This window comes from Streptomyces exfoliatus, assembly GCF_000725545.1.
GTDB classification, from domain to species: domain Bacteria; phylum Actinomycetota; class Actinomycetes; order Streptomycetales; family Streptomycetaceae; genus Streptomyces; species Streptomyces exfoliatus.
Map to the genome: position 1 here is coordinate 143,799 of NZ_JNZP01000029.1, position 23,320 is coordinate 167,118.

The 23,320-nt window shown below is 71.4% G+C and carries 17 protein-coding genes and 2 pseudogenes; 8 read left to right on the plus strand and 11 right to left on the minus strand.

The window, feature by feature from the left end:
• Positions 1-103 precede the first annotated feature (103 nt).
• Positions 104-2,968 carry a glycoside hydrolase family 3 protein gene (locus IO20_RS0128915; RefSeq protein ID WP_030555119.1) on the minus strand — a complete coding sequence of 955 codons (2,865 nt, stop codon included), beginning with the start codon at positions 2,966-2,968 and terminating at the stop codon, positions 104-106.
• Between the two features lie 475 nt (positions 2,969-3,443).
• On the opposite strand from IO20_RS0128915, the pseudogene IO20_RS0128920 reads away from it, so the two are divergent.
• The 4 genes and pseudogenes from IO20_RS0128920 to IO20_RS0128940 all read left to right on the plus strand — a co-directional run.
• Positions 3,444-3,815 (plus strand): annotated as a pseudogene (locus IO20_RS0128920) (ABC transporter permease subunit); the annotation flags it as partial.
• 427 nt (positions 3,816-4,242) lie between these two features.
• Positions 4,243-5,178 (plus strand): annotated as a pseudogene (locus tag IO20_RS0128930) (LacI family DNA-binding transcriptional regulator); the annotation flags it as partial.
• A gap of 25 nt (positions 5,179-5,203) precedes the next feature.
• Positions 5,204-7,189, plus strand: coding sequence for a beta-galactosidase (locus tag IO20_RS0128935; protein ID WP_030555127.1), 1,986 nt, complete (start codon positions 5,204-5,206; stop codon positions 7,187-7,189).
• Between the two features lie 168 nt (positions 7,190-7,357).
• On the plus strand, positions 7,358-8,851 hold the full coding sequence (locus tag IO20_RS0128940; RefSeq protein WP_030555129.1) for a glycoside hydrolase family 43 protein: 1,494 nt from the start codon (positions 7,358-7,360) through the stop codon (positions 8,849-8,851).
• 66 nt (positions 8,852-8,917) lie between these two features.
• Here IO20_RS0128940 and IO20_RS40425 read toward each other — a convergent pair whose 3' ends face one another.
• Positions 8,918-9,064 carry a hypothetical protein gene (locus IO20_RS40425; protein WP_157850818.1) on the minus strand — a complete coding sequence of 49 codons (147 nt, stop codon included), beginning with the start codon at positions 9,062-9,064 and terminating at the stop codon, positions 8,918-8,920.
• 397 nt (positions 9,065-9,461) lie between these two features.
• On the opposite strand from IO20_RS40425, the gene IO20_RS0128950 reads away from it, so the two are divergent.
• From IO20_RS0128950 to IO20_RS0128965, 4 genes are all read left to right on the plus strand, one after another.
• Positions 9,462-12,002: a glycoside hydrolase family 9 protein gene (locus IO20_RS0128950; protein ID WP_425423752.1), complete on the plus strand. Its 2,541-nt coding sequence runs from the start codon at positions 9,462-9,464 to the stop codon at positions 12,000-12,002.
• 403 nt (positions 12,003-12,405) lie between these two features.
• The gene (locus tag IO20_RS0128955; protein ID WP_030555133.1) at positions 12,406-13,284 is read left to right on the plus strand and encodes a MurR/RpiR family transcriptional regulator; all 879 of its coding nucleotides are present in this window, start codon (positions 12,406-12,408) and stop codon (positions 13,282-13,284) included.
• A 185-nt stretch (positions 13,285-13,469) separates the two neighbouring features.
• A complete protein-coding gene (locus tag IO20_RS0128960) occupies positions 13,470-13,727 on the plus strand; it encodes a DUF6479 family protein (protein ID WP_051874774.1) in 258 nt (85 codons plus the stop codon).
• Positions 13,728-13,830: 103 nt separating this feature from the next.
• Positions 13,831-14,826: a MerR family transcriptional regulator gene (locus tag IO20_RS0128965; RefSeq protein WP_037636465.1), complete on the plus strand. Its 996-nt coding sequence runs from the start codon at positions 13,831-13,833 to the stop codon at positions 14,824-14,826.
• Positions 14,827-14,930: 104 nt separating this feature from the next.
• Here IO20_RS0128965 and IO20_RS0128970 read toward each other — a convergent pair whose 3' ends face one another.
• The 9 genes from IO20_RS0128970 to IO20_RS0129010 all read right to left on the minus strand — a co-directional run bounded on the left by IO20_RS0128970 (position 14,931) and on the right by IO20_RS0129010 (position 23,320).
• The gene (locus tag IO20_RS0128970) at positions 14,931-15,536 is read right to left on the minus strand and encodes a class F sortase (protein WP_051874793.1); all 606 of its coding nucleotides are present in this window, start codon (positions 15,534-15,536) and stop codon (positions 14,931-14,933) included.
• 94 nt (positions 15,537-15,630) lie between these two features.
• Entirely contained in the window at positions 15,631-16,449 is an 819-nt protein-coding gene (locus IO20_RS0128975; RefSeq protein WP_030555142.1) for a DUF4397 domain-containing protein, read from the minus strand.
• A 1,072-nt stretch (positions 16,450-17,521) separates the two neighbouring features.
• Complete coding sequence (locus IO20_RS0128985) at positions 17,522-18,157, minus strand: Fic family protein (protein WP_245685085.1); 636 nt, start codon at positions 18,155-18,157, stop codon at positions 17,522-17,524.
• The gene (locus IO20_RS40430; RefSeq protein ID WP_157850819.1) at positions 18,147-18,353 is read right to left on the minus strand and encodes a hypothetical protein; all 207 of its coding nucleotides are present in this window, start codon (positions 18,351-18,353) and stop codon (positions 18,147-18,149) included. The genes IO20_RS0128985 and IO20_RS40430 overlap by 11 nt, the downstream gene beginning before the upstream one ends.
• A complete protein-coding gene (locus IO20_RS36990) occupies positions 18,320-18,790 on the minus strand; it encodes a hypothetical protein (RefSeq protein ID WP_051874776.1) in 471 nt (156 codons plus the stop codon). The genes IO20_RS40430 and IO20_RS36990 overlap by 34 nt, the downstream gene beginning before the upstream one ends.
• A 155-nt stretch (positions 18,791-18,945) precedes the next feature.
• Positions 18,946-20,235, minus strand: coding sequence for a cyanophycinase (locus IO20_RS0128995; RefSeq protein WP_030555148.1), 1,290 nt, complete (start codon positions 20,233-20,235; stop codon positions 18,946-18,948).
• A 150-nt stretch (positions 20,236-20,385) separates the two neighbouring features.
• Entirely contained in the window at positions 20,386-21,600 is a 1,215-nt protein-coding gene (locus tag IO20_RS0129000; RefSeq protein ID WP_030555150.1) for a M20 family metallopeptidase, read from the minus strand.
• Positions 21,597-22,361 carry an amino acid ABC transporter ATP-binding protein gene (locus tag IO20_RS0129005; protein ID WP_030555152.1) on the minus strand — a complete coding sequence of 255 codons (765 nt, stop codon included), beginning with the start codon at positions 22,359-22,361 and terminating at the stop codon, positions 21,597-21,599. Before IO20_RS0129005 ends, IO20_RS0129000 begins: the two co-directional genes overlap by 4 nt.
• The gene (locus tag IO20_RS0129010) at positions 22,358-23,320 is read right to left on the minus strand and encodes an amino acid ABC transporter permease (RefSeq protein ID WP_030555154.1); all 963 of its coding nucleotides are present in this window, start codon (positions 23,318-23,320) and stop codon (positions 22,358-22,360) included. The genes IO20_RS0129005 and IO20_RS0129010 overlap by 4 nt, the downstream gene beginning before the upstream one ends.

Below are 23,320 nucleotides of genomic sequence, written 5' to 3' on the forward strand. Positions count from 1 at the left end.
GTGACGCCGGGACGCCCGGCTCACAGGTCCGGGCGTACGGGGTGGGCGGGGTGGCGGCCCGTCCCCCTCGAACGGGCCGCCGGTCTGGAGACGTACCGTCGGTCTAAGCGGACGTGCCGCCGGCCCAGGCGGACGTCCCGAAGCGGAAGGCCGCCACGCGGAAGTCGCCGTGCAGGGTCAGGCGCAGGTCGTGGACGCCGGCCACCGGGGCGACGAGGCCGGTCTCGACGGCCGTCCAGGTGTAGGGGCCGCCGGTGACGGGCACGTCGAGCTCCGCGAGGAGCCGCTCTCCCGCGTGGATCTCGAGCCGGGCCGCCCGCGGTCCCCCGCCCTCGCGGGCGGTCTCGACCTCCACGCGTACGGCTCCGGAGAGGTCGGCGGCGCGGAAGAGCAGGGTCGCGGGCCGGGCCGGATCGGTGGGCGTGACGGCGTCGCCGCTGGTGCGGGTGGCGTCGACCAGGGTGGAGTCCGCGTGGTCGTCGAAGTCGCCTGTCAGGGTTCGACGTCCGACGACCACGCGGGGCGCGGGGGCGGGCCCGGTCACCGTGAGGGGTGCGGTGAGGACCGGGTGTGCGGCGGAGCGGGCCACGGCGATCTCGTAGGCGCCGGGGTCGACGGTGAAGGCGTCGGTGGCCACGTCCCAGTGGGCGAGGCGTTCGGCCGGCAGCCGGAAGGTCAGTTCCCGGCTCTCGCCAGGTGCGAGGCGGACCTCGCGGAAGTCGGCGAGGCGTCGCAGGGGGGCGTCGTAGCGGGCGTCCAGGGCCCGGACGTAGAGCTGGACGACCTCGCTGCCGGGCCGCGTGCCGGTGTCGGCGACGGTCACGGTGACGTCGACGGTGCCGTCCTGGGCGACGGACGCCTGGGAGAGGCGCAGGTCACGGTAGGTGAAGTCGGTGTAGGACAGCCCGTGGCCGAAGGGGTAGAGGGGGGCGGCCCGGTGGTACTGGTAGGTCCAGCCGGCCTTGATGATGTCGTAGTCGAGCCGCTCCGGCAGCGGGTCGTCGCCCCGGTACCAGGTCTGCGGCAGGCGGCCCGCGGGCTCGGCGTACCCGAGCAGTGCGGCGGCGAGCGCGTGGCCGGTCTCCTGCCCGCCGTGGGACGTCCACACCACGGCGGGCAGGTGTTCTTCGGCCCGGTCGACGGCGAACGGGTAGCTGCTCATCACCACGAGCGCCGTGTCGGGGCGGACGGCCGCGACGGTGCGCAGCAGCTCCTCCTGCCGCTCGGGCAGCTCGATGCCCGAGCGGTCCTCGGTCTCCCGGCCGTTGATCATGGGGTGGTTGCCGAGGACGACGATCGCCGCGTCGGCGGATTCGGCCGCCGCGCGCGCCTCGGCCACGCCGTCGCGCAGCAGCTCGCGGTGCCAGTGTTCGGCGGCGTCCGCGGTCTCGGCGGTGACGGTCACCCGGCCGTCCGTCGGGTCCACGGTGGCGTAGCGACCGGTGAGTACCGAGCGCAGCCGTATGTCGCCGTCCCCCGCCTGCTCCAGGCGGAAGGTCTCGTGGATCTCCCAGGTCTTGAGCAGTTCCCGGTCCGCCGCCAGTGAGGCGTCGTCCTTGAGGCTGAGGTGGCGGCCGGTGTCGGCGGCGCGCAGCGTGACCACGCCGCGGCCCCAGTCGACGACGTCGAACGGCGTCTTGCACAGGAGTTCGCCGGTGGTGCGGGAGCGGAGCGTGATCCGGTCGGAGTCGTCCACGCGGATCACCTCGCCGCCGTGGGCGGCGAGCCGTGCCGCGAGTCCGTCGGCGACGGTGACCCGGTAGGGCAGGGTGCCGCTGTACCAGTCCTCGCACAGGGTGTCGGCGAGCGGGCCGACGACGGCGACGCGCCGGGTGGCGGCCGGGTCGAGCGGCAGCAGTCCGTCGTTCTTGAGCAGGACCACCGACTCGGTCGCCGCGTGCCGCGCCAGGGCGCGGTGCTCGGCGCAGTCGATGACCTCGGGTCCCGTCCCCGCGTACGGGTCGAGATCCGGATCGAACTCGCCGAGACGGAAGCGGATCTCCAGCTGCCGGCGGACCGCCAGGTCCACGTCGTCCTGGTCGATCAGGCCGCGTTCCAGCGCCTCGCGCAGTCGGCCGATCGGCCTCTCGCCGTCCTCGCCGCTGTCGGTGAAGCTGTCGATGCCGGCCTTGAGCGCCGTCGCGTGGGACACGGCGTGGTCGTCGAAGTACCGCTCGGGGTCGACGAGGTTCGACGGGGCCTCGGCGTCGCTCACCACGAACAGCTCGTGCCCTGTCGGCTCCGCCCAGCGGCGGAGTTCCGTCGCGATGAGCGGACTCACGTGGCAGGGGCGGCCGTTGACGAGGTTGTACGCGGCCATGGCGCCGGTCGCGGCGCCGGAGGCGACGACGGGGCGGAAGGCGGCGAGGTCGTACTCGTGCAGGACGCGCGGGCGCAGCCCCGAGGAGGTGACGCAGCGGTCGTCCTCGTTGTTGTAGGCGAGGAAGTGCTTGAGCACCGGGGCCGCGCGCAGGTAGGTCGGGTGGTCGCCGGACAGACCCCGGCAGAAGGCCTCGCCGAGGCGTGCGGTGTGCTCCGGGTCCTCGGAGTAGCCCTCTTCGTTGCGCCCCCAGCGCGGGTCGCGCAGCAGGTTCAGGACGGGCGCCCAGGCCTGGAGGCTGATGGGGGCGCGGTCGGGGGCGATCACCGCCGGGCGGTGGTCGTGGAAGGCGCGCAGTTCGACGGAGGTCGCCTCGGCGACCTGGCGGACCAGTTCCTCGTCCCAGGTGGCGCCGAGTCCGACGGCCTGCGGGAAGACGGTCGCCGCCCCCAGCCAGGAGACGCCGTGGAGTGCCTCGCTGCCGGTGCGGAACGAGCCGACGCCGAGACGCGGAACGGCCGGCGCGTACTGGTGGAGCATCGCGATCCGCTCGTCGGGCGTGAGCCGTTCCAGCAGGTCGTCGACGCGCTGACGCAAAGGGAGCGAGGGATCGCGGAAGGGAGGCCGATCGGTCGCGGACGCGGACAGGGAACTCACGTGGACAACCCCTTGCAGGCTGGGCGATGCGATCGCACATCGAAGCGCTTCGACGCTGACATGGACCGGTAGGGGTGTCAACTCCCCCAGCACTCAAGAATTTTCAATTTGTTCAGGCTCTTGCCGAATGGGAAACGCGTCATTAGCCTCGCCGAAGCATCCAAGCGCTTCGACATTTCGACGCTTCGACGCATCGGCGCGTTCGACCCTTCGACACGTTCGACGACTCGGCACCGTGGGCACTCCGGACCTTCGACACGCTTCGACACCTTCGGCACATCGACACGCTTCGACACTTCGACGAGGAAGGGTCCTCCCGCATGAGAACCGAGCTGAACCGCAGAACCTTCGTGAACGCCGCCGCCACGATCGCCGGGGCCGCCGACATGGCGCCGCTGCTGACCGCGTGCGGCGGCGGCGCGGACCGGAAGACCGGTACGAACACCGCGAAGGGCCTGAAGGCGGCGTCTTCCTCGCGGCCCTCAGCGCCATCAACAACGAGCTGTACGAGGCGGCGGCCGACGGCGCGGGGCGGATGCGGCGGATGTGGCACATCACCCTGCCGGGCCTGCGCGGGGTGACCGTGCTGATGCTGGTGCTGCGCCTGGGCAACGCGCTCTCGGTCGGCTTCGAGCAGTTCCTGATCCAACGCGAGGCGGTGGGTCACGACGCCGCGGACGTCCTCGACACCTTCTCCTTCCACTACGGCATCGCCACCGGCGACTACAGCTACGGCGCGGCGGCCGGCCTCGTCAAGAGCGTGCTCTCGCTGCTGCTCATCTGGGGTGCCAACGGGCTGGCGCACGTCTTCGGCGAGGACGGGTTGTACCGGAAATGACCAACACCCTCACGATCAGGCCCAGCGGCGACGAGCGCGGCGGGCCGAAGGTCCGCCGAAGTCCGGCCCACAGCAGCCGGTCGGCCTCGGAGGAGCCGCCGACCCCCGTCGGCCGAGCGGCCAAGGGCCTCACCATCGGGGCGACGCTCGCCGTCGTCCTGGTACCGCTGTGGATCATCGTCCTGCCGAGTTTCTCCACTCCCGGGGCGATCAACCGGGCCGGTGGCCTGGTGCTCTGGCCGGACGGCCTGACGACCGCCTCGTACGTCCAGATGCTGGAGGACTCGACGGTCCTCAGCGCGCTCATCGTGAGCCTCGGCATCACCGTGGTCGGCACGGCGGTGTCCATGGTCGTGTCGATCCTGTGCGCCTACGGCCTCTCCCGGCCCCGGTCGCTCGGACACCGCTTCGTCCTGCTGCTGCTGATCGTCACGAGCGGGCCATCACCGTGCTCGGCTACCACCCCCACGCGGGCGCCCGGGCCCTGGCCGGCAGACGCTCGCACATCATCGCCCTGGTGGTGCCGCTCCACACCGAGGAGTACGTGCCGACGATGACGGAGATCGCCATCGCGGTCACCGTGACGGCCCGCGAGCACGGCTACGACGTCCTGCTGCTCACCAACGACGAAGGCGCCGAGGGCGGGTGGCGGGTGGCGGCCAGCGGACTCGCCGACGGCGTGATCCTCATGGACGTCACGCTGGACGACGACCGCGTCAGGGTCCTGCGCACCCTGGACACCCCGGCCGCGCTCATCGGCCTGCCCGAAAACCCGGCCGGACTCTCCTGCGTCGACAACGACTTCGCCCTGGCGGGCGCGCTCTGCGCGGACCACCTGGCCGACCTGGGCCACCGCGACGTCGCCTTCGTCGGCTACGGCAGCGGGGTGTACCGGCGGCACGCAGGCTACGCCGAGCGCACGCTGACCGGCTTCCGCGAGCGCGCCGAGCGGCGCGGCCTGCGCTTCCTGCACCGGCCGTGCGAGGGCACGTACGAGAGCACCGCGGGCACCCTGTCCCGCATCCTCGCCGACCGGCCGGACACCACGGGTTTCGTGGTCCAGAACGAGGCGGCGATCGGACCGCTCCTCAGTCTGCTGCGCGCCGGCGGGCGGATCGTGCCGGAGGACGCCTCGGTCGTCGCCATCTGCCCCGAGCCGCTGGCCGACCAGCACTCCCCCCGGCTCACATCGGTGACCGGCCCGCAGAAGGAACTCGGGCGGGCGGCCGTCGCACAGGTCCTGGCCAGGATCACCGCGGTGGCCGGGGGCGGCGGGCCGGAGGACGTACTGCACCTGATGGCACCGGAACTGGTCGTCCGCGAAAGCACCGCTCCGGCCCCGCGCCGGAACTCCCACCGTTGACCCACGACCAGAGAGATCGTTCGACATGCAGATGCGCCGGCTCACCGATCGGCTCGACGGCCTCGCGTTCGGCGGGGACCACAACCCGGAGCAGTGGGACGAGGAGGTGTGGAAGGAGGACGACGAACTGATGCGCCGGTCGCGGGTCAACCTGGCCACCGTCGGCGTGTTCTCCTGGGCCCTGCTCGAACCCGATGAGGGCCGCTACGACTTCGGCTGGCTCGACGCCCACCTCGACCGTCTGCACGCCAACGGCGTCGCCGTCGACCTCGCCACCCCGACCGCGTCCCCGCCGCCCTGGTTCACCCTGGCCCACCCCGACGCCCTGCCGGTCACGCCGGAGGGCACCCGTCTGACCCACGGCAGCCGGGACACGTACTGCCTCGCCGCGCCCGCCTACCGCCGGGCCGCCCGCCGCGTCGCGGACGCCCTCGCCGAACGCTACGGCGACCACCCGGCCCTGGCCCTGTGGCACGTGCACAACGAGTACGCGACCCTCTGCTGGTGCGAGCACACCGCGGCCGCCTTCCGGGTCTGGCTGCGGGCCCGCCACGGCTCCCTCGACACCCTCAACGAGGCGTGGGGGACGGCTTTCTGGAGCCAGCGGTACACCGCGTGGGAGCAGATCCAGCCGCCCCGCGCCACCCAGTGGCACAAGAACCCCGGCCAGGCCCTGGACTTCCGCCGCTTCTGGTCGGACGAGGCCCTCGCCGCGTACCGCGAGCAGCGCGACGCGATCCGCGCCCACAGCGACCTGCCGGTGACGACGAACCTCATGCTGCCCGGCTACCAGAACCTGGATCTGTGGGCCTTCGGCCGCGAGGTCGACCTGGTCTCCGTCGACCACTACCCGGCCGCGCCCGGGGTGGACGCCGCCGCCGACACCGCCTTCGGCGCCGACCGGGCCCGCTCCTTCGGCGGCGGCGCCCCCTGGCTCCTGATGGAGCAGGGCACGAACACCGTCTACGGCGGCGACCGCGTCCTCGGCAAGGAACCGGGCGACATCGCCCGCCACAGCCTCGGCCACATCGCCCGCGGTTCGGAGGGCGCGCTGTTCTTCCAGTGGCGGCAGTCCCGGGCCGGAGCCGAGCAGTGGCATTCGGCGATGGTCCCGCACGCCGGTCCCGACAGCCGCGTCTTCCGCGAGGTCACGGCCGTCGGAGAGGCAGTCTCCCGGCTCGGCGAGCTCGCCGGCTCCACCGTCCGGGCCGAGGTCGCCGTCCTGCACGACGCGGACGCCTGGTGGGCCCTGGAGGTCGACGGTCTGCCGTCGGAGGACCTCGACTACCACTCCACGCTCCGCCGCGCCCACCGGGCCCTGTGGGACGCCGGTGTCACGGTCGACTTCGCGCACCCCGAGCACGACCTGAGCCGTTACCGGCTCGTCCTCGCCCCCGCCCTGTTCCTGCTGTCCGACGCGGGTGCCGCGAACCTGAACCGCTATGTCGCCGGCGGCGGAACGCTGCTTGTCCAGCATTACAGCGGTGCCGTCGACGAGCGCCTCCACGCCCGCCTCGGCGGCTACCCGGCCGCACCGCTCCGTGAGGCCCTCGGCATCCGGGTCGAGGAGTACCGCCCGCTGGGGCGGGACGAGGAGATCGTCCTGTCCGACGGCTCGGGCGCCACCGTCTGGAGCGAGTCCCTGCGTACGGAGGGCGCCGAGGCCCTCGCCACGTACACCGGGGGGATGCTCGCCGGCAGCCCCGCGCTCACCCGCCGCGGGTTCGGGGCGGGGGCCGGCTGGTACCTCTCCACCCGTCTCGACGACGCCGGCTACGCGGCCCTGGTCGCCCGGCTGCTCGACGAGGCCGGGGTGACCGAGGAGCTCCCGGGCCTGCCGTCCGGTGTCGAGGCCGTCACCCGTCACGCCGAGGACGGGCGGCGCTGGCACGTGCTGATCAACCACCGCGCCGACCCCGTGCCGCTGCCGGAGCCCGCGCACGACCTGCTGACGGGCGGCCGGGTCGTCCGCCTGGAGCCCGGCGGCCGCGCGGTGCTGCGCGCCCGCTGAGACGCCCCGGGCGACCCGCGGCCCGGTGCCCCCCTGACCCTGCTCACGGGCCCGTCGCCGTGCTGCTCCGACTCGCCGTCCCGACAACCGCATACGCGTCCGCACTCGCATCCGCATCCGCATCCGCATCCGCATCCGCATCCGCATCCGCCGACAGGGACTGATCACGTGTCAGCTCAGCAAACGGTCACCAACCCCGTGATTCCCGGGTTCCACCCCGATCCCAGCATCTGCCGCGTGGGCGACGACTACTACGTCGTCTGCTCCAGCTTCGAGTACTTCCCCGGCATCCCCGTCTTCCACAGCCGCGACCTGGTGCACTGGACCCAGATCGGCAACGCCCTCGACCGGCCGAGCCAGCTGCGCCTCGATACCTCCTCATCGGGCGGCATCTACGCACCCACGCTGCGCCACCACGACGGCAGGTTCTGGCTGATCGTCACCAACGTGGCACGGGGCGAGGGCAACCTGCTGTTCAGCGCCACCGACCCGGCCGGTCCCTGGTCGGACCCGGTCAGGCTGCCCGGGGTCCCCGGCATCGACCCGGATCTCGCCTGGGACGAGGACGGCACCTGCTGGTGCACCGTCGCGGGGGTCTCACAGGTCCGTCTCGACCCGGTCACCGGCGAGACGCTCGGCGAGCCGCGCCAGCTGTGGTCGGGCACCGGGGGCGCGGCCCCCGAGGCGCCGCACCTGTACCGGATCGGGGAGTACTGGTACCTGCTCATCGCCGAAGGCGGCACCGAGCGTGGCCACGGCGTGTCCATCGCCCGTGGCCGTGCGCCCGCCGGTCCGTTCGAACCCGGTCCTGGCAACCCCATCCTCACCCACCGCAGCACCGATCACCCCGTCCAGAACACCGGCCACGCGGATCTGGTCCAGGCTCCCGACGGGTCGTGGTGGATGGTGCTGCTGGGCGTCCGGCCGCGCGGCGGCACCCCGGGCTGGCACGTACTCGGTCGCGAGACCTTCCTCGCGCCGGTCGACTGGGTCGACGGCTGGCCGGTCGTCGGCAAGGTCTCCACCGAGCTGCCCGCACCGGCCTGGCCGCTCCGTCCCGGTCCCGGCGCTCCGGTCAGGGACGACTTCGACCAGGCCGAGCTGCGGCCCTGCTGGGTCTCGCTGCGCGAGCGCCCCGAGCGGCTCTGCACGACGAAGGAGCGGTCCGGGTGGCTGACGCTCCACGCCGCGGGCGACTCCCTCGACGCGGACGACGCGGTGTTCGCCGGCCGACGCCAGCAGCACCTGACCTGCGGGGTACGCACGCTGGTCGACGCCTCGGAGGGGCGCGGCGGCCTGGCCGTCCGGCTCGACGAGCGGCACCACTACGAGATCGAGGCCACGGCCGGAGCGGTGACGGTCTTCGCCCGCATCGGTCCGCTCCGCACCGAGGTGGCGTCGGCCCCGGTACCGGCGGGGCCGGTGGTCCTCGGCCTCGACATCGCGCCGCAGCCGCCGGGGGACGCGCGGACGGGACCCGATCTGCTCTCCTTCGGCGTCGAGGAGCCGGACGGAACGTTCGCCGTGCTTGCCACGCTCGACGGGCGCTACCTGTCGACCGAGGTGGCCGGAGGCTTCACCGGCCGGGTCATCGGCATGTACGCCGCGGCCGGCACCGTCCACTTCGACTGGTTCGACTACGAGCCGGGGCAGTCGGCGTGACCGGGATCAGGGCGCGGACCGGCCGGAGTACGCGGACCGCCCGGCCTCCGCGGACTGCGGCTACTGCTACTGCTTCGGCTTCGGCTTCGGCTTCGGCTTCGGCGGAGCCGTGCTCTCCCGGACGGTGAGGGTGGTCGCGATCTCCAGGCCCAGCTGCGGCACCTCCTCGCCGCGGCCGAGGGCCAGGGCGATCTCGGTGGCGGCCTTCGCCATCTCGGCCAGCGGCTGGTGGACCTAGGGCCTTTCGTTTGGATCATGCCGGGCTCGCGGGGTCCGGCACCGCACCTCGCCGCGTTGTCGTCGGTTGCCATGGCTCCGCCATGGCGCCCTTCTCCGCCTTGCGAGGCACGGCACCAGTGGGCACGGAGACGCCCGCCGACTCGGCGATGAACGCGATCGTCACCGACACCGGTCCGCCACCGCCCCCGCTGTCGCCTTCCTTCGAAGGCTCTTCGGCGCGGTCTTCCGACACGGTCCTCCTCCCCCTCCCCTGGTCGCGCCGCCGTTCTGGCACCTCCCCCTCGGGCGGACGCATGGCCGGGGCCCGCCGGCCGGGTCGACGGATCATTCCGTACACGCGTCTTGACGGGACACCTACAACCCTGGCTTGATGCATATGGGAGCGCTCCCATCACCCCGTCCCCATTCGTGGAAGGCCCCACCCGTGCCTCCTCTCCTCCTCCGCGGCGCGTCGCGCCGCGCGGCCGCCGCGGTCGCCGGCCTGGCCCTGGCCGCCGGCACCCTGACGGGCACCGCCCTCGCGGCGGACTCCGCCCGCGCGGCGAGCCCGGCCGCTCTCGCGGCGCCCGCCGAATCCCCCGTCCGGGTCAACCAGCTCGGCTACCTGCCCGACGGCCCGAAACGGGCCACCGTGGTCAGCTCCGCGACTTCGCCGCTCACATGGCAGCTCCGCGACGCCTCCGGCACCCAGGTCGCGTCGGGCAGCACCGCGGTGCGCGGCGCCGATCAGGCGTCCGGCCAGTCGACCCATCTGGTGGACTTCGGCGCCTTCACCGGCACGGGCACGGGCTTCACCCTGGTGGCCGGCGGTCAGGCCAGTCACCCGTTCGACATCTCCGCCTCGCTGTACGACGGGCTGCGCGCCGACAGCATGTCGTTCTTCTACCAGCAGCGCAGCGGCGTCGCGATCGACGCGGCCCTGGCGGGCAGCGCCTACGCCCGCCCCGCCGGGCACCTCGGCGTGGCCCCGAACAAGGGCGACACCAGCGTGCCGTGCCAGGCCGGGGTGTGCGACTACCGGCTGGACGTCCGCGGCGGCTGGTACGACGCGGGCGACCACGGCAAGTACGTGGTCAACGGCGGCATCGCGACCTGGCAGGTCGTCAACTCCTACGAGCGGGCGCGCCGCTCCGGCGGCGACGCCGCGCTCGGCGACTCGACGCTGCGGGTGCCGGAGCGCGGCAACGGGGTGCCGGACGTGTTGGACGAGGCCCGCTGGGAGCTGGAGTTCCTGATGCGGATGCAGGTCCCGGCAGGCCGGCCCTCGGCGGGCATGGCCTTCCACAAGATGCACGACGCCCAGTGGACCGCCGTACCGACGCGCCCGGAACTGGACGACAAGGTGCGCGAGTTGCACCGTCCGTCCACGGCGGCCACGCTGAACCTGGCGGCCACGGCCGCCCAGTGCGCCCGGGTGTACGCGCCGCACGACGCCGCCTTCGCCGCCCGCTGCCTGGACGCCGCCCGTGTCGCCTGGGCGGCCGCCAAGGCCAACCCGAACGTGCTCGCCCCCGCGAGCGACAACGCCGGCGGCGGCGCGTACGAGGACGCCGACGTCTCGGACGAGTTCTACTGGGCCGCCGCCGAACTGCTCGCCACCACCGGTGAGTCGCAGTACCGGGACGCCGTGACCTCGTCCCCGCACCACACCAAGCCCGCCGACGGCCCCTGGTGGGGCGGTACGGCGACGCTGGGCCGGATCACCCTCGCCACCGTCGCCGGCGTGTCCCTTCCGGCCGACGACGTGACACGGGTGCGCGGCACGCTGACGGCCGCGGCCGACGGCCATCTGTCCACCGCGGCCGGCCAGGGCTACGCCGTGCCGATCCCCGCCACGGGCTACGTGTGGGGATCGAACAGCGCCGTCGCCAACAACGCGATGACACTGGCCGTGGCGTACGAACTGACCGGTGCGCAGCGCTACCGGGCGGGCGCCCTCGAGTCGCTCGACTACTTGCTCGGCCGCAACGCCCTGGACCGCTCGTACGTCACCGGGTACGGCGAGCGCGCCTCCGAGAACCAGCACCACCGCTTCTGGGCGCACCAGAACGACGCCTCGCTGCCGCACCCGCCGGCCGGTTCCTTCGCGGGCGGGCCGAACGCGGGGCTGGATGACCCGGTGGCGAAGGAGCGGCTGAACGGCTGCGCGCCGGCCGCCTGCTACGTGGACGACATCGGCTCGTACGCCACGAACGAGGTGGCGATCAACTGGAACTCGGCGCTGGCGTGGCTGGCGGCCTTCGCCGCGGAGCGGCGCGACGCCCCGGCGACGCCCGCGGTGCAGGTGACGCCCGCCGCGGTGACGGTTCCGGAGGGCGGTTCGGCGACGGTGGGGGTCCGGCTGTCGGCCGCGCCCGCGCAGGAGGTCACGGTGACGGTGGCCCGGTCGGCGGGCGACGAGGACCTGTCCGCGACGGCGGGTACGACGCTGGTGTTCACGCCCGCGAACTGGGCCACGACGCAGCAGGTCTCGGTGTCCGCCGCGCAGGACGGGGACGCGGTGGCGGGCAGCGCGACGTTCGGCGCGGCCGGGAACGGAGTGCGGTCGGCGACGTTCACGGCCACCGAGACGGACGACGACACGGCGCCGCCCTCGGCGTCCTGTGCGGTGACGTACCGGGTGGCCAGTTCGTGGGGCAACGGCTTCACGGCGACGGTGACCGTGAAGAACACCGGGACGTCGGCGTTCTCCGGCTGGACGGCCGGGTGGAGCTTCGCGGGTGACCAGCGGATCAGCAGCGCCTGGAACGCGACGGCGAGCCAGTCCGGCAGTGCGGTGACCGTCCGGGACTCCGGGTGGAACGGGTCGCTGGCGCCGGGCGGCAGCGCCGAGTTCGGGTTCCAGGCGACGTACTCGGGCGCGAACGCGGTGCCGACGCGGTTCACGGTGAACGGCGCGGTCTGCTCCTGAGTGCCGCGGACGCCCTGCCGGTGGCCCCTTTCCCGGGGTCACGGGCAGGGCGTCGTCACATGACGCGAGGACACAGCCGTCGCCGCCGGCGAGCTGCCGCCAGAGCAGGATGGGGTTGTACCGCTCGAGGCGGCCGGTCGCTCCCTCGTACCACGGGAACATCGTGTCCCGCTCCCCGGTCACCTGCGGGTCGTGGAGGTCCGAGGTGTCCCCCCAGTCGGCGCCGGCGCACCCGGGGATTGAAGCGGATCTTGAACAGGTAGCGGAGGGTGTCGCTGTCGTTGCGCAGGTTCTGGTAGCGGTCCGTGTCCGATTCGTTGCCCCGGATACCCCGCACAGGCCTCTGCGTCCTGCACGTAACAGACGGTACATTTGGCAGAGGCCACACCGGGGAGGAAGGTCGATGAGCCACACGCTGGCCGACGAGATTCGCAAGCGACTGGGAGATCTCAGTCCGGCCGAACGCAAGGTCGCGCGGGTCTTGCTGGCCGGCTATCCGGCTGCGGTCTTCGAGACGGTCGCCACGATCGCGGAGCGGGCATCGGTATCCTCTCCCACGGTCCTGCGCTGTGCTTCCCGTCTGGGCTTCAAGGGCTTCCCCGACCTGCAGGCGGCTCTGCGCTCCGAACTCGACGCGCGCACGGCCTCCCCCATCTCCCTGTACGAGAACTCCGGATCGTCGGAACACAGCACGTCGACACGGCCCGAGGGGACCAGCGATCCCCGGCTCGGGGCAGCGCTGTCGCTCGTGCGGCAGGCCGTGTCGCAGACGTTCGACGAGGTCGCTCCGCATGAGTTCTACGACGCGGTGAATCTGTTGAGCGATCCTCGCCGTCGCGTGCACGTTGCCGGCGGCAGGTTCACCCACCTACTGGCCCAGTACCTGGGTCTGCATCTCACCCAGTTTCGTGACCAGGTGCATTTCCTGCCCGACAGGGATGTGGAACGGACTTCCTTCCTCACGCAGCTCGCGCGCCGCGACGTCACCGTGGTGTTCGACTACAGGCGCTACGAACCCGACAAGACCGTCATGGCCGAACTGGCCCGCGAGCGAGGTGGGAAAGTCATCGTCTTCACCGACCCATGGCTGTCGCCGGCCGCTGCCCACGCGGACGTCGTGCTCACCACTCAGGTGACGTCCGACTCTCCGTACGACAGTCTCACGCCTGCCCTGGCTCTCGTGGAATCCTTGGTCGCCGCGGTCCTGGACCGGATCGGCAACGAAGGACACGAGAGGATGAAGATGTCCGAGAGTGTGGCAAGGCGCACCGGGCTGATCTGACCCGTAGCAGCACTCACGGTTCCTCGCACGGCGTTCCTCCGGTCAGTGGCTGCCTCTCGGCCCGTCGCGGTTCCGGCATGACGCCCTCCCTCGTGTCGAGGGGGCAGAGATGGCTCCCCCGCGCATCCGTACGCGTACCGGCGACCGAAACAACGCGTACATCCCTCGCTTCACGGGAGGCCACTGTGCTCGTTCTGATCGGAGTGATCGTCGTCGCCGTCCTGATCGGCGCGTTCGTCCTCGGCACCAAGGTCCGCGACGGGGAGGCCCCGCCGCCGGACCCCGCCTCGCATCCGCTGCGACCTCCCACCGACCGCCTGCCGGGCGAGATGTCCGCGTACCGGAGGCCCTTCGACATTCCCCGCACAGACTGGGCACACCGCCTCCGGCCGCACCAGCTCGGAGCCGGTACGGAGACGTCACCGGTTCCACCGCGGGAGTAGCCGGCGCGTCGCGCAGGCGCATCCGGCGCAGGGCGGGCGGCCTCCCCGGAGTCATGCAGCGCTTGACCCGCTACGCAGCGTTTATGCACCGTAAGGGGATCGCATGGCACAGACGACCACGGGAATCACCACGGGGGCCTTGGCCCGACGCCTGGGGGTGTCGCCGACCACCGTTCGTTCCTGGGAGCAGCGCTACGGCATCGGGCCGGCCATCCGCGCGGATGGCAAACACCGGCGCTGGTCCCCCACCGACGTCGCGATGCTCGAGGACATGTGCCGTCTCACCGCCTCGGGAATTCCCCCGGCGGAAGCCGCTCGGGCCGCCCGGAGCGACCGCCGGGAACCCGCCGGCACGGACCTGGAGCTCCTCGCCCCGTCCGCGTCCGACGCCGATCCTTCCTCGCGCAGCAGGCCGGTCGGAGGCGGCGGACTGCCTCTGGGGGACGTACGCCTGGAGTGCCGGGGGCTGGCCCGGGCGGCAGTCCGGCTGGACGCCCCGGCGATGGAGGGGCTGCTGAAGCGGGTGATCTCCGACTACGGCCTCGTGACCGCCTGGGAAGAGGTGATGGCTCCCACCCTGCACGCCGTCGGCCGTAAATGGGAATCCTCGGACGACCGCTACGTCGAAGTCGAGCATCTGCTGTCCTGGCAGGTCTCGACCGCCCTTCGCCGCGCCGCCATCGCTTCCGTGGGGAAGCCGAGGCCTCCGGTGCTGCTTGCGTGCGTGCCCGCAGAGCCCCATACGCTTCCGCTCGAAGCACTTGCCGCAGGCCTGTCCGAGCGGGGTCTCGGGACCCGTATGTTCGGAGGCTCCGTCCCCGCGGAGGCGCTGGATTCGGCGGTGCGCAGGTGCGGACCTGCTGCGGTCGTGCTGTGGTCTCAAGCGCGTTCGACGGCGAGCCACGCACTGGCACGCCACCTGGCGGGCGTGACGTTCGGTCTGCGCGGTGCCCGGACAGCGCCGCTGGTGTTGCTGGCGGGCCCCGGCTGGGCGGGCCGGACCCCCGACTCCGGCATGCTGCGGCCCCGGAGTCTGCGGGAGGCTCTCGACGCCATTGCCCGTATCTACGGCGAGCCCGTGCCGGGATCGGAACGCTGATCCGTCGCCCCCGAACGGAACCCCTCGGCACGGACCGCTCGCCTACGTCCGTCCGGCACGGGGTTCAGCGTACGCATGGCGCAGGCTTCCCGGGCAGCGAACCGTCAGCCTGTACCCGCGAAGGGGACCGCCGTGACGACGAGGTTGCGCAGATAGCCGCCCTTGTCAGGGTCGTACGGTGAGGCGCAGGTGATCAAGGTGAGGACAGGTGGGCCTGATCTGGCGAAAGCGGACGCGGGCAGCTCGCTCTTGTCGACTGTTTCGCGGGACGTGATGCGGTACGAGACAGGAGGCGCGTTGTCGCGTCGCACCAGCACCGTGTCATCGGCGCGGACGTCGAAGAGGGCGCCGAATTCGCCCAGGTCTCCCGAACGGGAGTCGACATGCCCCATCAGTACGGCCGAGCCGGAGGCCTCTCCCGGAGCGGGGCCGAAGCGGTACCAGCCGGCCAGTCCGGGATCGGCGGGAACCTGGGCGCTCCCGTCCTGACCGACCCCGACCGGTGTGACGGAGGCGTCGAGGCCGACGCGCGGGATCTCGATGCGTAGCGGGCGAGCAGGTTCTCCGAGTGACTTCTCGGCCCGTGCGGGTGCGGGACCGAGTGAGACGGAGGCGTGACCCGGGGACGCCTCCGGCCTGGGCTCGGAGGCGGAGAGTGACGTCCGGGCCGGGATGTCCGGGGCAGCCCGGGCGGACGGCTGGAGTGCCACTCCGACCGCCAGCGCGGCCGTTCCGGAGGCGGCCAGCACTGCGACTGCGACGCAGTACGCCGGACGCCTTCGGGACGGTGCGGCCCTGCGTTCTTCAGGCACGGGAGCGTGCCACCACACGACGAGCCGTGAGGGCGCCGGCGAGCGCGAGCAGTCCGGTTCCGGCGGAGAGGGCGATCCAGGCACCGGAGTTGTTCGGCTGACCGAGTCCGGCGGCCACCGCGGAGGGTGCGCCGTGCATGCCGGTCAGAGTCTGGACCTTGAGCGCGAGGTTCTTGTCCGCGGCACTGCCCCAGGCGTAGACGACGTTCGTCGTGCCTTCCTTCAGGTCGAGGTCGGCCGGGCCGATCACGACGTCGTCGCTCCCGGCGAGGACGACGTCGGCCGAGACGGTGCCGGCGGGCAGTTCAGCGGTGGCCTCCTTGGGGTTCTCGAGTGCCTTGAACACGGGCTGGCCTTGTGCCCTGACGTCCACGGCGGGTGCGGCAGCGACGTGGCGCACGGTCAGCCGGGTCTCCCCCGCGGGGATCTTCGAGGTGTCGTTGACGAATGCGGCGAGCTGGGGCTTGCCATCGGCCGACAGGTGCGCGACGACGGTCGCGTTCGCGCCCGCGGGGACTTCCACGGTCTTCTGGATCGAGGGAGTCCCCTTGGGGTCGGCTCCGGCCGGGAAGACCTTCAGGTCGTAGCTCCCCGCAGGGAGTTCCTGGGGGTCGGTCAGGGTGCCCGGCTTGAAGTCCGGGAGGAGTTCGTCACCGTTGGCGTACACGTCGACAGTCAGTCCGGGCACGGCGTGCAGGACGGACACCGTGGCCTTGTCCTCGTCGGCGGCGGAGGCGGGCAGCGCAGCGCTCAGGGCGATGGCGCATGTTCCGAGGGTGGCTGCCACCAGGGTGGGGGTCCGGGGATTCATCTCTGATTCCTTTCGAACCATTCACTCCGTGCGAGTGAGCGGATACCTGAGCTTCGCCGCGCGACCAGGGGCGGGATGCAGATTTACCCGCCCGGGTCTTTTCGACGCAATATCAATGCGTATTGCCGCAGCGCTTCGATTCGACGGACCGTGTGAGGGACGGTGCATTCTCGTGCCATAGGAGCAAGCCATGGTCTCCGCTCGATGTTCGGAGTCGACTCAAGGTCGCCGACAGGCGCCGCACGCGACCAGCACCCGGGCAACGTGGACGGCTGAGCGTTCCATGATGCTCGACGGGTCGGCAGCAGAGCCTTCGAGAGTCATATCAGGCGGGCCCTGCACGCCCTTCGGCGTTGCATGGAACCACCTGCCTGAAGCACGCGCGCCGTACGGGTCAAAGTCGCATCCAACGACGCGAAATCGCCATAAGCCGTGACGAACCGTACCCATGAGCTGCCAAGGAGATCCGATGGCCTTCATCGAGACACACACACCCGGCGCGTACACCCCCAGGGCCGGCCTCTACGAGTGCGACTGCGCCGGGGGGCACCTCTGGCGGATCGACCTGGCCGGTCATCTCTTCCCTCCGTTCCCACCTGGTTGTTCCGCGGAGCGCTGGCGGGCGAAAGAGGGCGGCGCCATGACCTCCACTGCTCCCGAGGGCAGCCCTCGGCCATGAAGGCGAGGAACTCGGTGACGAACGAGAGGAAACGACAACTCCTTCACCGAGCGCGTGGCATCCGCGACTCCGGCGCTGATCCTGTCCTTCTCCAGCGACCGGTTCTCCCTAGCCCACGATGCCGAGCGCGCACGGCCGGCCACGTGTCTGAACCCGGCGACGCTGACCGAGGGCGACACGGGTACGGCTGTGCGCCGTCTCCTCGCACACGTCGAGGGCCTGCCGCGCTGGTCCGAGGCGCTCCGTCGCCGTGGGCCGCACTGGACTGCCGACCGCTTGCTGGACGCCATGGAGTCACCTGCCAGGCCCCGGTGACGACAGCACGACGGCACCGGCCATCGCCCTCAGCGCACCTCTGCTCCCCCTCGCCCGGAGCCGTGCCTCATTGCCCCCTCATCGAAGGAATCCGGAGCCCCGTCGATGGGTCGAGTGGATGAGGACGAAGACCAGGCCAGCCAGGTCTGCCGCTCCGGCGTCGTCGTCCGCACAGCGCGTGGTCCGCAACGGGCCGACCTGGTCCAGTCGAACCCCCTGCAACTCCAGAACGTAGGCGAGGGTGAGCATGGCGAGGCGAGCGTTGCCATCCGGGAAGGGATGGAAGAAGGCCACGTCCAGGTAGGCCCTGGCCGCGCGGGAGGCCAGAGGGACTCGCGGGTCGGTGCTGTCCCGCAGACGCAGCTCAAAGTCGCGCTGGGTGTGGGGCGTCAGTGCGTAGCGTTCCCGGCCGCCCTTGGCGAAGGCGTCGCCTTGCCGGAACTGGACCTCGGGGATGCCGAGGAGCAGCTGCTGCCATCCCGTCAGAAGTGCGCACGTGAGGGGGCGCCTACGAGAAGCGTCTACGCGTGACTGAGCCATGGCCTCGGACAGTCGGCGGCTTCGAGCGGGATCCGAGGAACGGTCCCCCTCACCGCACCAGCTCAGGAGGCCGTCCACGACGGGCTCGACGGGGGCCGGCACCTCACCGGCCGCGGACGTCCAGTCGATCTGGTTCCTGACCTGGATCCAGGCGGCCAGGGCATCAGCGCTCACGGTAGGGCCGCACTCCGGTCAGATCTGCGGCGAGATCCTCTCCCACTGCGTCGATCAGGGTCTGCGGCGGCACGGTCCAGCTCTTGAAGCGTCCGCCGATCGCGGTGTCGACCATGTTCTTCGCATCGTCCGCCCCCATGCCAGTGGAAGAGAGGAACCACGTCAGCACCTTGTGGCAGAGCCGTACCAGCCGCATTCCGCACTCGTCCGGTCCACGACCACGGTCACGAGTCGGCTGGCCGCCCGTTCCAGGTGCCAGCCGCGGTCCTCGGCATCCGTTCCGTCGGGCGGAGCCAGTAGCTCGAACCGGTCCGCCAGCTCCTCCAGCCAGTCGCGCCACTCCAGCAGCGACGCGACCACGTTGGCGGCCGTCACTTCAGGCTCGCCTACGGAATGGGAGGTGCAGCACCAGCTCGTGACGACGCCGCCACCACCGCCCTCACCGACCGCCCAATCCCGTCCGCAGGCCCACCTGCCGTATCGTGCGGCCAGAAGGGCCGTGACCTCGCTGGTGAAGCGCCTCTTCTCTTCCCACCCGGCACCGTTCACAGGAACCATCGAGGCGATCACCGTGGTGATCTCGGACGCCTCCGAACGCAAGTTTCTGGCGCCGTCCATGTCCTGCCGGGGCACAGTGCGACGCTGCCCATCCACCTGCTCCGGCGGAGCGGACGTCGGCGGGCGGTTCCGCGTGGAGAGCCGGGTCAGGCGCGACGGTGAGCCCGGTGATCACTGTGACGGGGCCGGCCTTTGAGGGTGCAGGCCCGCGTGCCGGGCGGCGACGACGGCTACTTCGGCGCGATGTCGATGCGCAGGCCGATCAGGGTCTGCGGATTGTCGGCGGTGTCGGACCAGGCCGTGAAGCCACGCGGCTCGGTGAAGGTGACGGTGAAGCCGGGCTGGGTCTCGTACGTCGTCGCCGTGGCCCGGGTCTGGAGACGGGCGGCGAGTTCACGGGCGGTGGTCCGAAACGCGTAGGGCCTGCCGTCAGGGTTGGCGGGCGAGTGGAAGACGTCGCTGTTGGCCGGCACCGGGGTGGTGTCGCGTGGGATCAACAGCTTCTTGCCGGGCGCGGGAAGGGGGGTCCCGGTGCGGGCGGCGTAACGGTCGCCGTTGGTGAGGTAGGTGTAGTGGGCGTTGCGGAGGGACCAACCGGCCGTGGTGGTGCGCGTGTGCGCGTGGCGAAGGTCCAGGACGGCGACGCCGTTCGGCCCGAGGACGGACAGACGCTCGTCGGCGCTACCGGGGTCGTCGACGACGAGGGCGGTGTTCTCCTCCAGGGCGTAGACCCGGTCATGGTGCGTATCGCCGGCCAGTCGCAGGGCACGTCCCTCACGGCCGTAGGCGCCGGTGTGGGTGTCGATGAGCCCGGAGCGCAGGAAGCCGAATCCGCCTCGGGGTACGTACCCGAGGCGGGTCGCGTCGTCGAAGTAGCCGGGGCTGCTGCCGTCGCGGAGCGCCTCGTAGGACTCGCCGCCGCTGACCATGTCGGGTCCGGAGGCGATCTGGGCGCCGGCGGAGGATCCGGCGACGACGGCTCCCTGGGCCAGCTTGGCGCGGATGGCGGCGAGGACCTTGGAGTCGGCGTGCCTGTCACCGTTCAGGAGCGTGGTGACGTAGCGGTACTGGTCCCCGCCTCCGAAGAAGAAGCCGGTCATGGCGTTGACCTGGGCGACGACGCTGTCGGAGTCGGCGTTCGCGATGTGGTCGAGGTCGATGGGGACCCACTGCGCGTCGGCGGCACCGTGCTTCTTGAAGAGACTCGCGTAGTGGTTGCCGTTGCAGGCGGAGTTGCTGCACCGCTCGGGGTCGTCGGCGTCGGGATCCTGGCTTTCCGGCACGGAAGCGGCGGTGATCACGCCGATGCGCGCCTTCAGTCCGCCGGCGCGCTTGATGATCTCGCCGTAGACCTGTCTGTTGTCGTCCTTGAGCCCACCGCCCACCAGAACGAGCGAGCCGGGGTGCCGCGGGCCGACAGGGGTGGCCTGCGCCGCGGGAGTGGAGGCGAGGAGACCGAGTACGAGTGCGGTGCTGCCGGCAAGGATGACGCGGCGTGCGGATACGGGGTGAGCGCGCATGATGCCTCCGTGGGCGGTGTGGGTGGGGTGTGACCAGGGCCCACGGCTGTCCGCCGGGGGGCCTGGTCGGTGCCCGGCAGGGCGACGGGAGAGACTGCCGGGGACGATGGCGGCACAGACGGCTCTGCTGGGCCCGGCTTGTCGCACGGGTCAGGAGTCGTTGCCGGCGCTGCCGAGCGAGGCGATCAGAGAGGCCAGCGTCGCGACACGGTGCGCGACGCTGGAGGTGTCGAGCCATTCGCCAGGGGTGTGGTCGGCCCCTCCCACGGGGCCGAGGCCGTCGAGCGTGGGCACTCCCGAACCGGCGATGAGGTTGGCGTCGCCGACTCCTCCGGTGACGGCGGCTCCCAGCCGCACGCCGTAGGCGGACGCGGCCTTGCGTGCCGCTTCGAAGACCCTTCGCGAGGCGGGAGTGTCCTCCATCGGGGGGCACAGGTCGATCTGCTCGACCGTGACGGCGGTGCCGGGCACGGCGGGACAGGCGGCGGCCTGGACGATGGCCCGGGTGGCACGCCTCATGTCGACCGTGGTGGCGGCGCGGACTTCGACGTGCAGTTCGGCTTCGGCACACACGATGTTGGGGCGGGTGCCGGCGCGGACGACTCCGACGTTGAGGGTGACGTCGTCCCAGTGTCCGTTGAGTCCTTGCAGTTCCACCGTGAGATGGGCGGCGGCGAGAGCGGCGTTGGCACCGCGTTCCGGCTCGATGCCGGCGTGCGCGGCACGGCCGGTGACCGTCAGCCGAAAGTCCGCGACGCCCTTGCGGGCGACCACGAGGTCACCGTTCTCACGGGCGCATTCGAGGCCGAGGCCGTAGTGCATGCCCTGCGCGGTCCTCTCGATGAGCGGCCTGCTGATCTGCGAGCCGATCTCCTCGTCGGGGGTGGCGAGGAAGACGAGCTCGCCGAAGTCCTGCGCGGAGACCTCGTGGAGGATTTCCAGGGCGGTGAGGCCGGCCAGAAGTCCGCCCTTGTCATCGCTGACGCCGGGACCGTAGGCGATGGCTCCGTTCATGTGGAACGGTCGGTCGGCCGCGGTGCCGTCGTCGAAGACGGTGTCCATGTGTGCGGCGAGGAGGATCCTGCGACCGTCCGCGGCGGGGTCGAGCCTGCCGCGCTTGCGCCCGATGACGGCGTCACCGGCTTGGTAGCGGTGGTCGGCCGGGAAGCGGACCCGCTCGACGTCGAATCCGATGCGGAGGAGGCGCCGCTGTACCCAGTCGGCGACCTTGTTGACGCCGTCCGGGCTGTAGGAGCCGGAGTCGATCGAGACGAGATCGCGAAGGTCCGTCAGGTACTGGGGGTGGCGAGCGCGTGCCAGGGTCAGCAGCTCCGCGCTGAGCAGCTGACGAGGGGGCGCGCTCACAGGACTTTGGACAGGAAGGCGCGGGTACGCTCCTGCTCCGGGTCGACGAGTACCTGCCGCGGATCGCCCGCTTCCACGACGACACCCTGGTCCATGAAGACGGCGGTGTCGCCGACCTCGCGGGCGAAGCCGATCTCGTGGGTGACGACGACCATGGTCATGCCGTCCGCGGCAAGCCGGCGCATGACGTCCAGGACGTCGCCGACGAGCTCGGGGTCGAGTGCCGACGTGGGCTCGTCGAACAGCATGAGCTTGGGCTTCATCGCGAGGGCTCGTGCGATGGCCACGCGCTGCTGCTGACCGCCGGACAGCTGGGCCGGGTAATACCCCGCTCGGTCACCGAGGCCGACCTGCTCCAACAGTTGCCGCGCCTGTTCCCTGGCTGCCGCTCTCGGCACCCCGCCCACCTTGACCGGGGCTTCGATGACGTTGTCGAGCGCGGTCATATGGGGGAAGAGGTTGAAGCGCTGGAAGACCATGCCGATGTCGCGGCGGCGCTCGGCGACCTCCCGCTCGCGCAGCTCGTGCAGCTTGTTGCCGTGCTGCCGGTAGCCGACGAGCTCACCGTCGACGGTGAGCCTGCCGCCGTCGACCGTCTCCAGGTGGTTGATGCACCGCAGGAAGGTGGACTTCCCGGAGCCCGAGGGACCCAGGAGGCAGCACACCTGACCACGCTCGACCGTGAGATCGATCCCTTGGAGGACCTCGAGCTTTCCGAAGTGCTTGCGCACGCCCTCGGCGCGCACCATGGGGGCGTTCATCGGCCCGTCTCCTTGTTCTTCCTGCCGGTCAACCCCGTGGCTCCTCCCAGCATCCGCTGCAGCGGGGACACGTGGCCGGCTTGGGCGGTGCCGCGTCCGTACCGGCGCTCCAGCCACGCCTGAGGAATGCCGAGCAGGGTGACGAGCGCGAGGTACCAGAGGCTGGCGACGACCAGCATGGGGATGACCTGGTAGTTCTGCGCGTACACGTCCTGGATGTTGGACATGAGGTCGTGGGCGGAGATGACCGAGACGAGGGCGGTCATCTTGAGCATGTTGATGGTCTCGTTGCCCATCGGCGGGATGATGACGCGCATGGCCTGGGGCAGGACGATCCGTCGCATGGTGAGCGCGGGACGCATCCCCAGGGAGTGCGCGGCTTCGGCCTGTCCGTGGTCGACGGACTGGATGCCCGCGCGGACGATTTCGGAGGCGTAGGCCGCCTCGTTCAGGCCGAGCGCGAGCAGGGCCGCGACGGCGGGGGTGAGGAGGGAGTTCGTCTCGGCCTGGAGGAAGGTGATGTCGGTGAAGGGGACACCGATCTTCACGTACTTGTACAGGGCTGCGGCGTATCCCCAGAAGATGATCTGGACGAGGAGCGGTGTGCCTCGGAACAGCCAGACGAAGGCGTTCGCGAGTCCGTAGAGCACGGGGCTCGTGGACAGCCGCATCACCGCGATGAGGGTTCCCAGGCCCAGGCCGAGGGCCATGGCGGCGGCGGTGAGCCAGAGGGTCGTGGCAAGCCCGTCGAAGATCAGGTCGGCGAAGAGGTACGTGGCGACGACGTCCCAGTGCAGGTTGTCGTTCTTCGCCAGTGAGCCGATCAGTCCGACGAGTGCCATGATCGACGCTGTCGCGGCGATCCATCGTCCGTAGTTGCGGACGGGGACCACTTCGAGGTCCTGTACGGCCGCCTCGGGGGTGGATGTGGTCGTGAAGGAGGCAGTGGTGTCGGTCAT

Bases quoted from the DNA above. Each gene is read 5' to 3' on its own strand.
- IO20_RS0128995 (WP_030555148.1), bottom strand. From the start codon at position 20,235: ATGCGCGCTCACCCCGTATCCGCACGCCGCGTCATCCTTGCCGGCAGC.
- IO20_RS0129010 (WP_030555154.1), bottom strand. From the start codon at position 23,320: ATGACCGACACCACTGCCTCCTTCACGACCACATCCACCCCCGAGGCG.
- IO20_RS0129005 (WP_030555152.1), bottom strand. From the start codon at position 22,361: ATGAACGCCCCCATGGTGCGCGCCGAGGGCGTGCGCAAGCACTTCGGA.
- IO20_RS40425 (WP_157850818.1), bottom strand. From the start codon at position 9,064: ATGGCGAAGGCCGCCACCGAGATCGCCCTGGCCCTCGGCCGCGGCGAG.
- IO20_RS0128975 (WP_030555142.1), bottom strand. From the start codon at position 16,449: ATGAATCCCCGGACCCCCACCCTGGTGGCAGCCACCCTCGGAACATGC.
- IO20_RS0128950 (WP_425423752.1), top strand. From the start codon at position 9,462: ATGCATATGGGAGCGCTCCCATCACCCCGTCCCCATTCGTGGAAGGCC.
- IO20_RS40430 (WP_157850819.1), bottom strand. From the start codon at position 18,353: ATGCGGCTGGTACGGCTCTGCCACAAGGTGCTGACGTGGTTCCTCTCT.
- IO20_RS0128955 (WP_030555133.1), top strand. From the start codon at position 12,406: ATGAGCCACACGCTGGCCGACGAGATTCGCAAGCGACTGGGAGATCTC.
- IO20_RS0128965 (WP_037636465.1), top strand. From the start codon at position 13,831: ATGGCACAGACGACCACGGGAATCACCACGGGGGCCTTGGCCCGACGC.
- IO20_RS0128935 (WP_030555127.1), top strand. From the start codon at position 5,204: ATGCAGATGCGCCGGCTCACCGATCGGCTCGACGGCCTCGCGTTCGGC.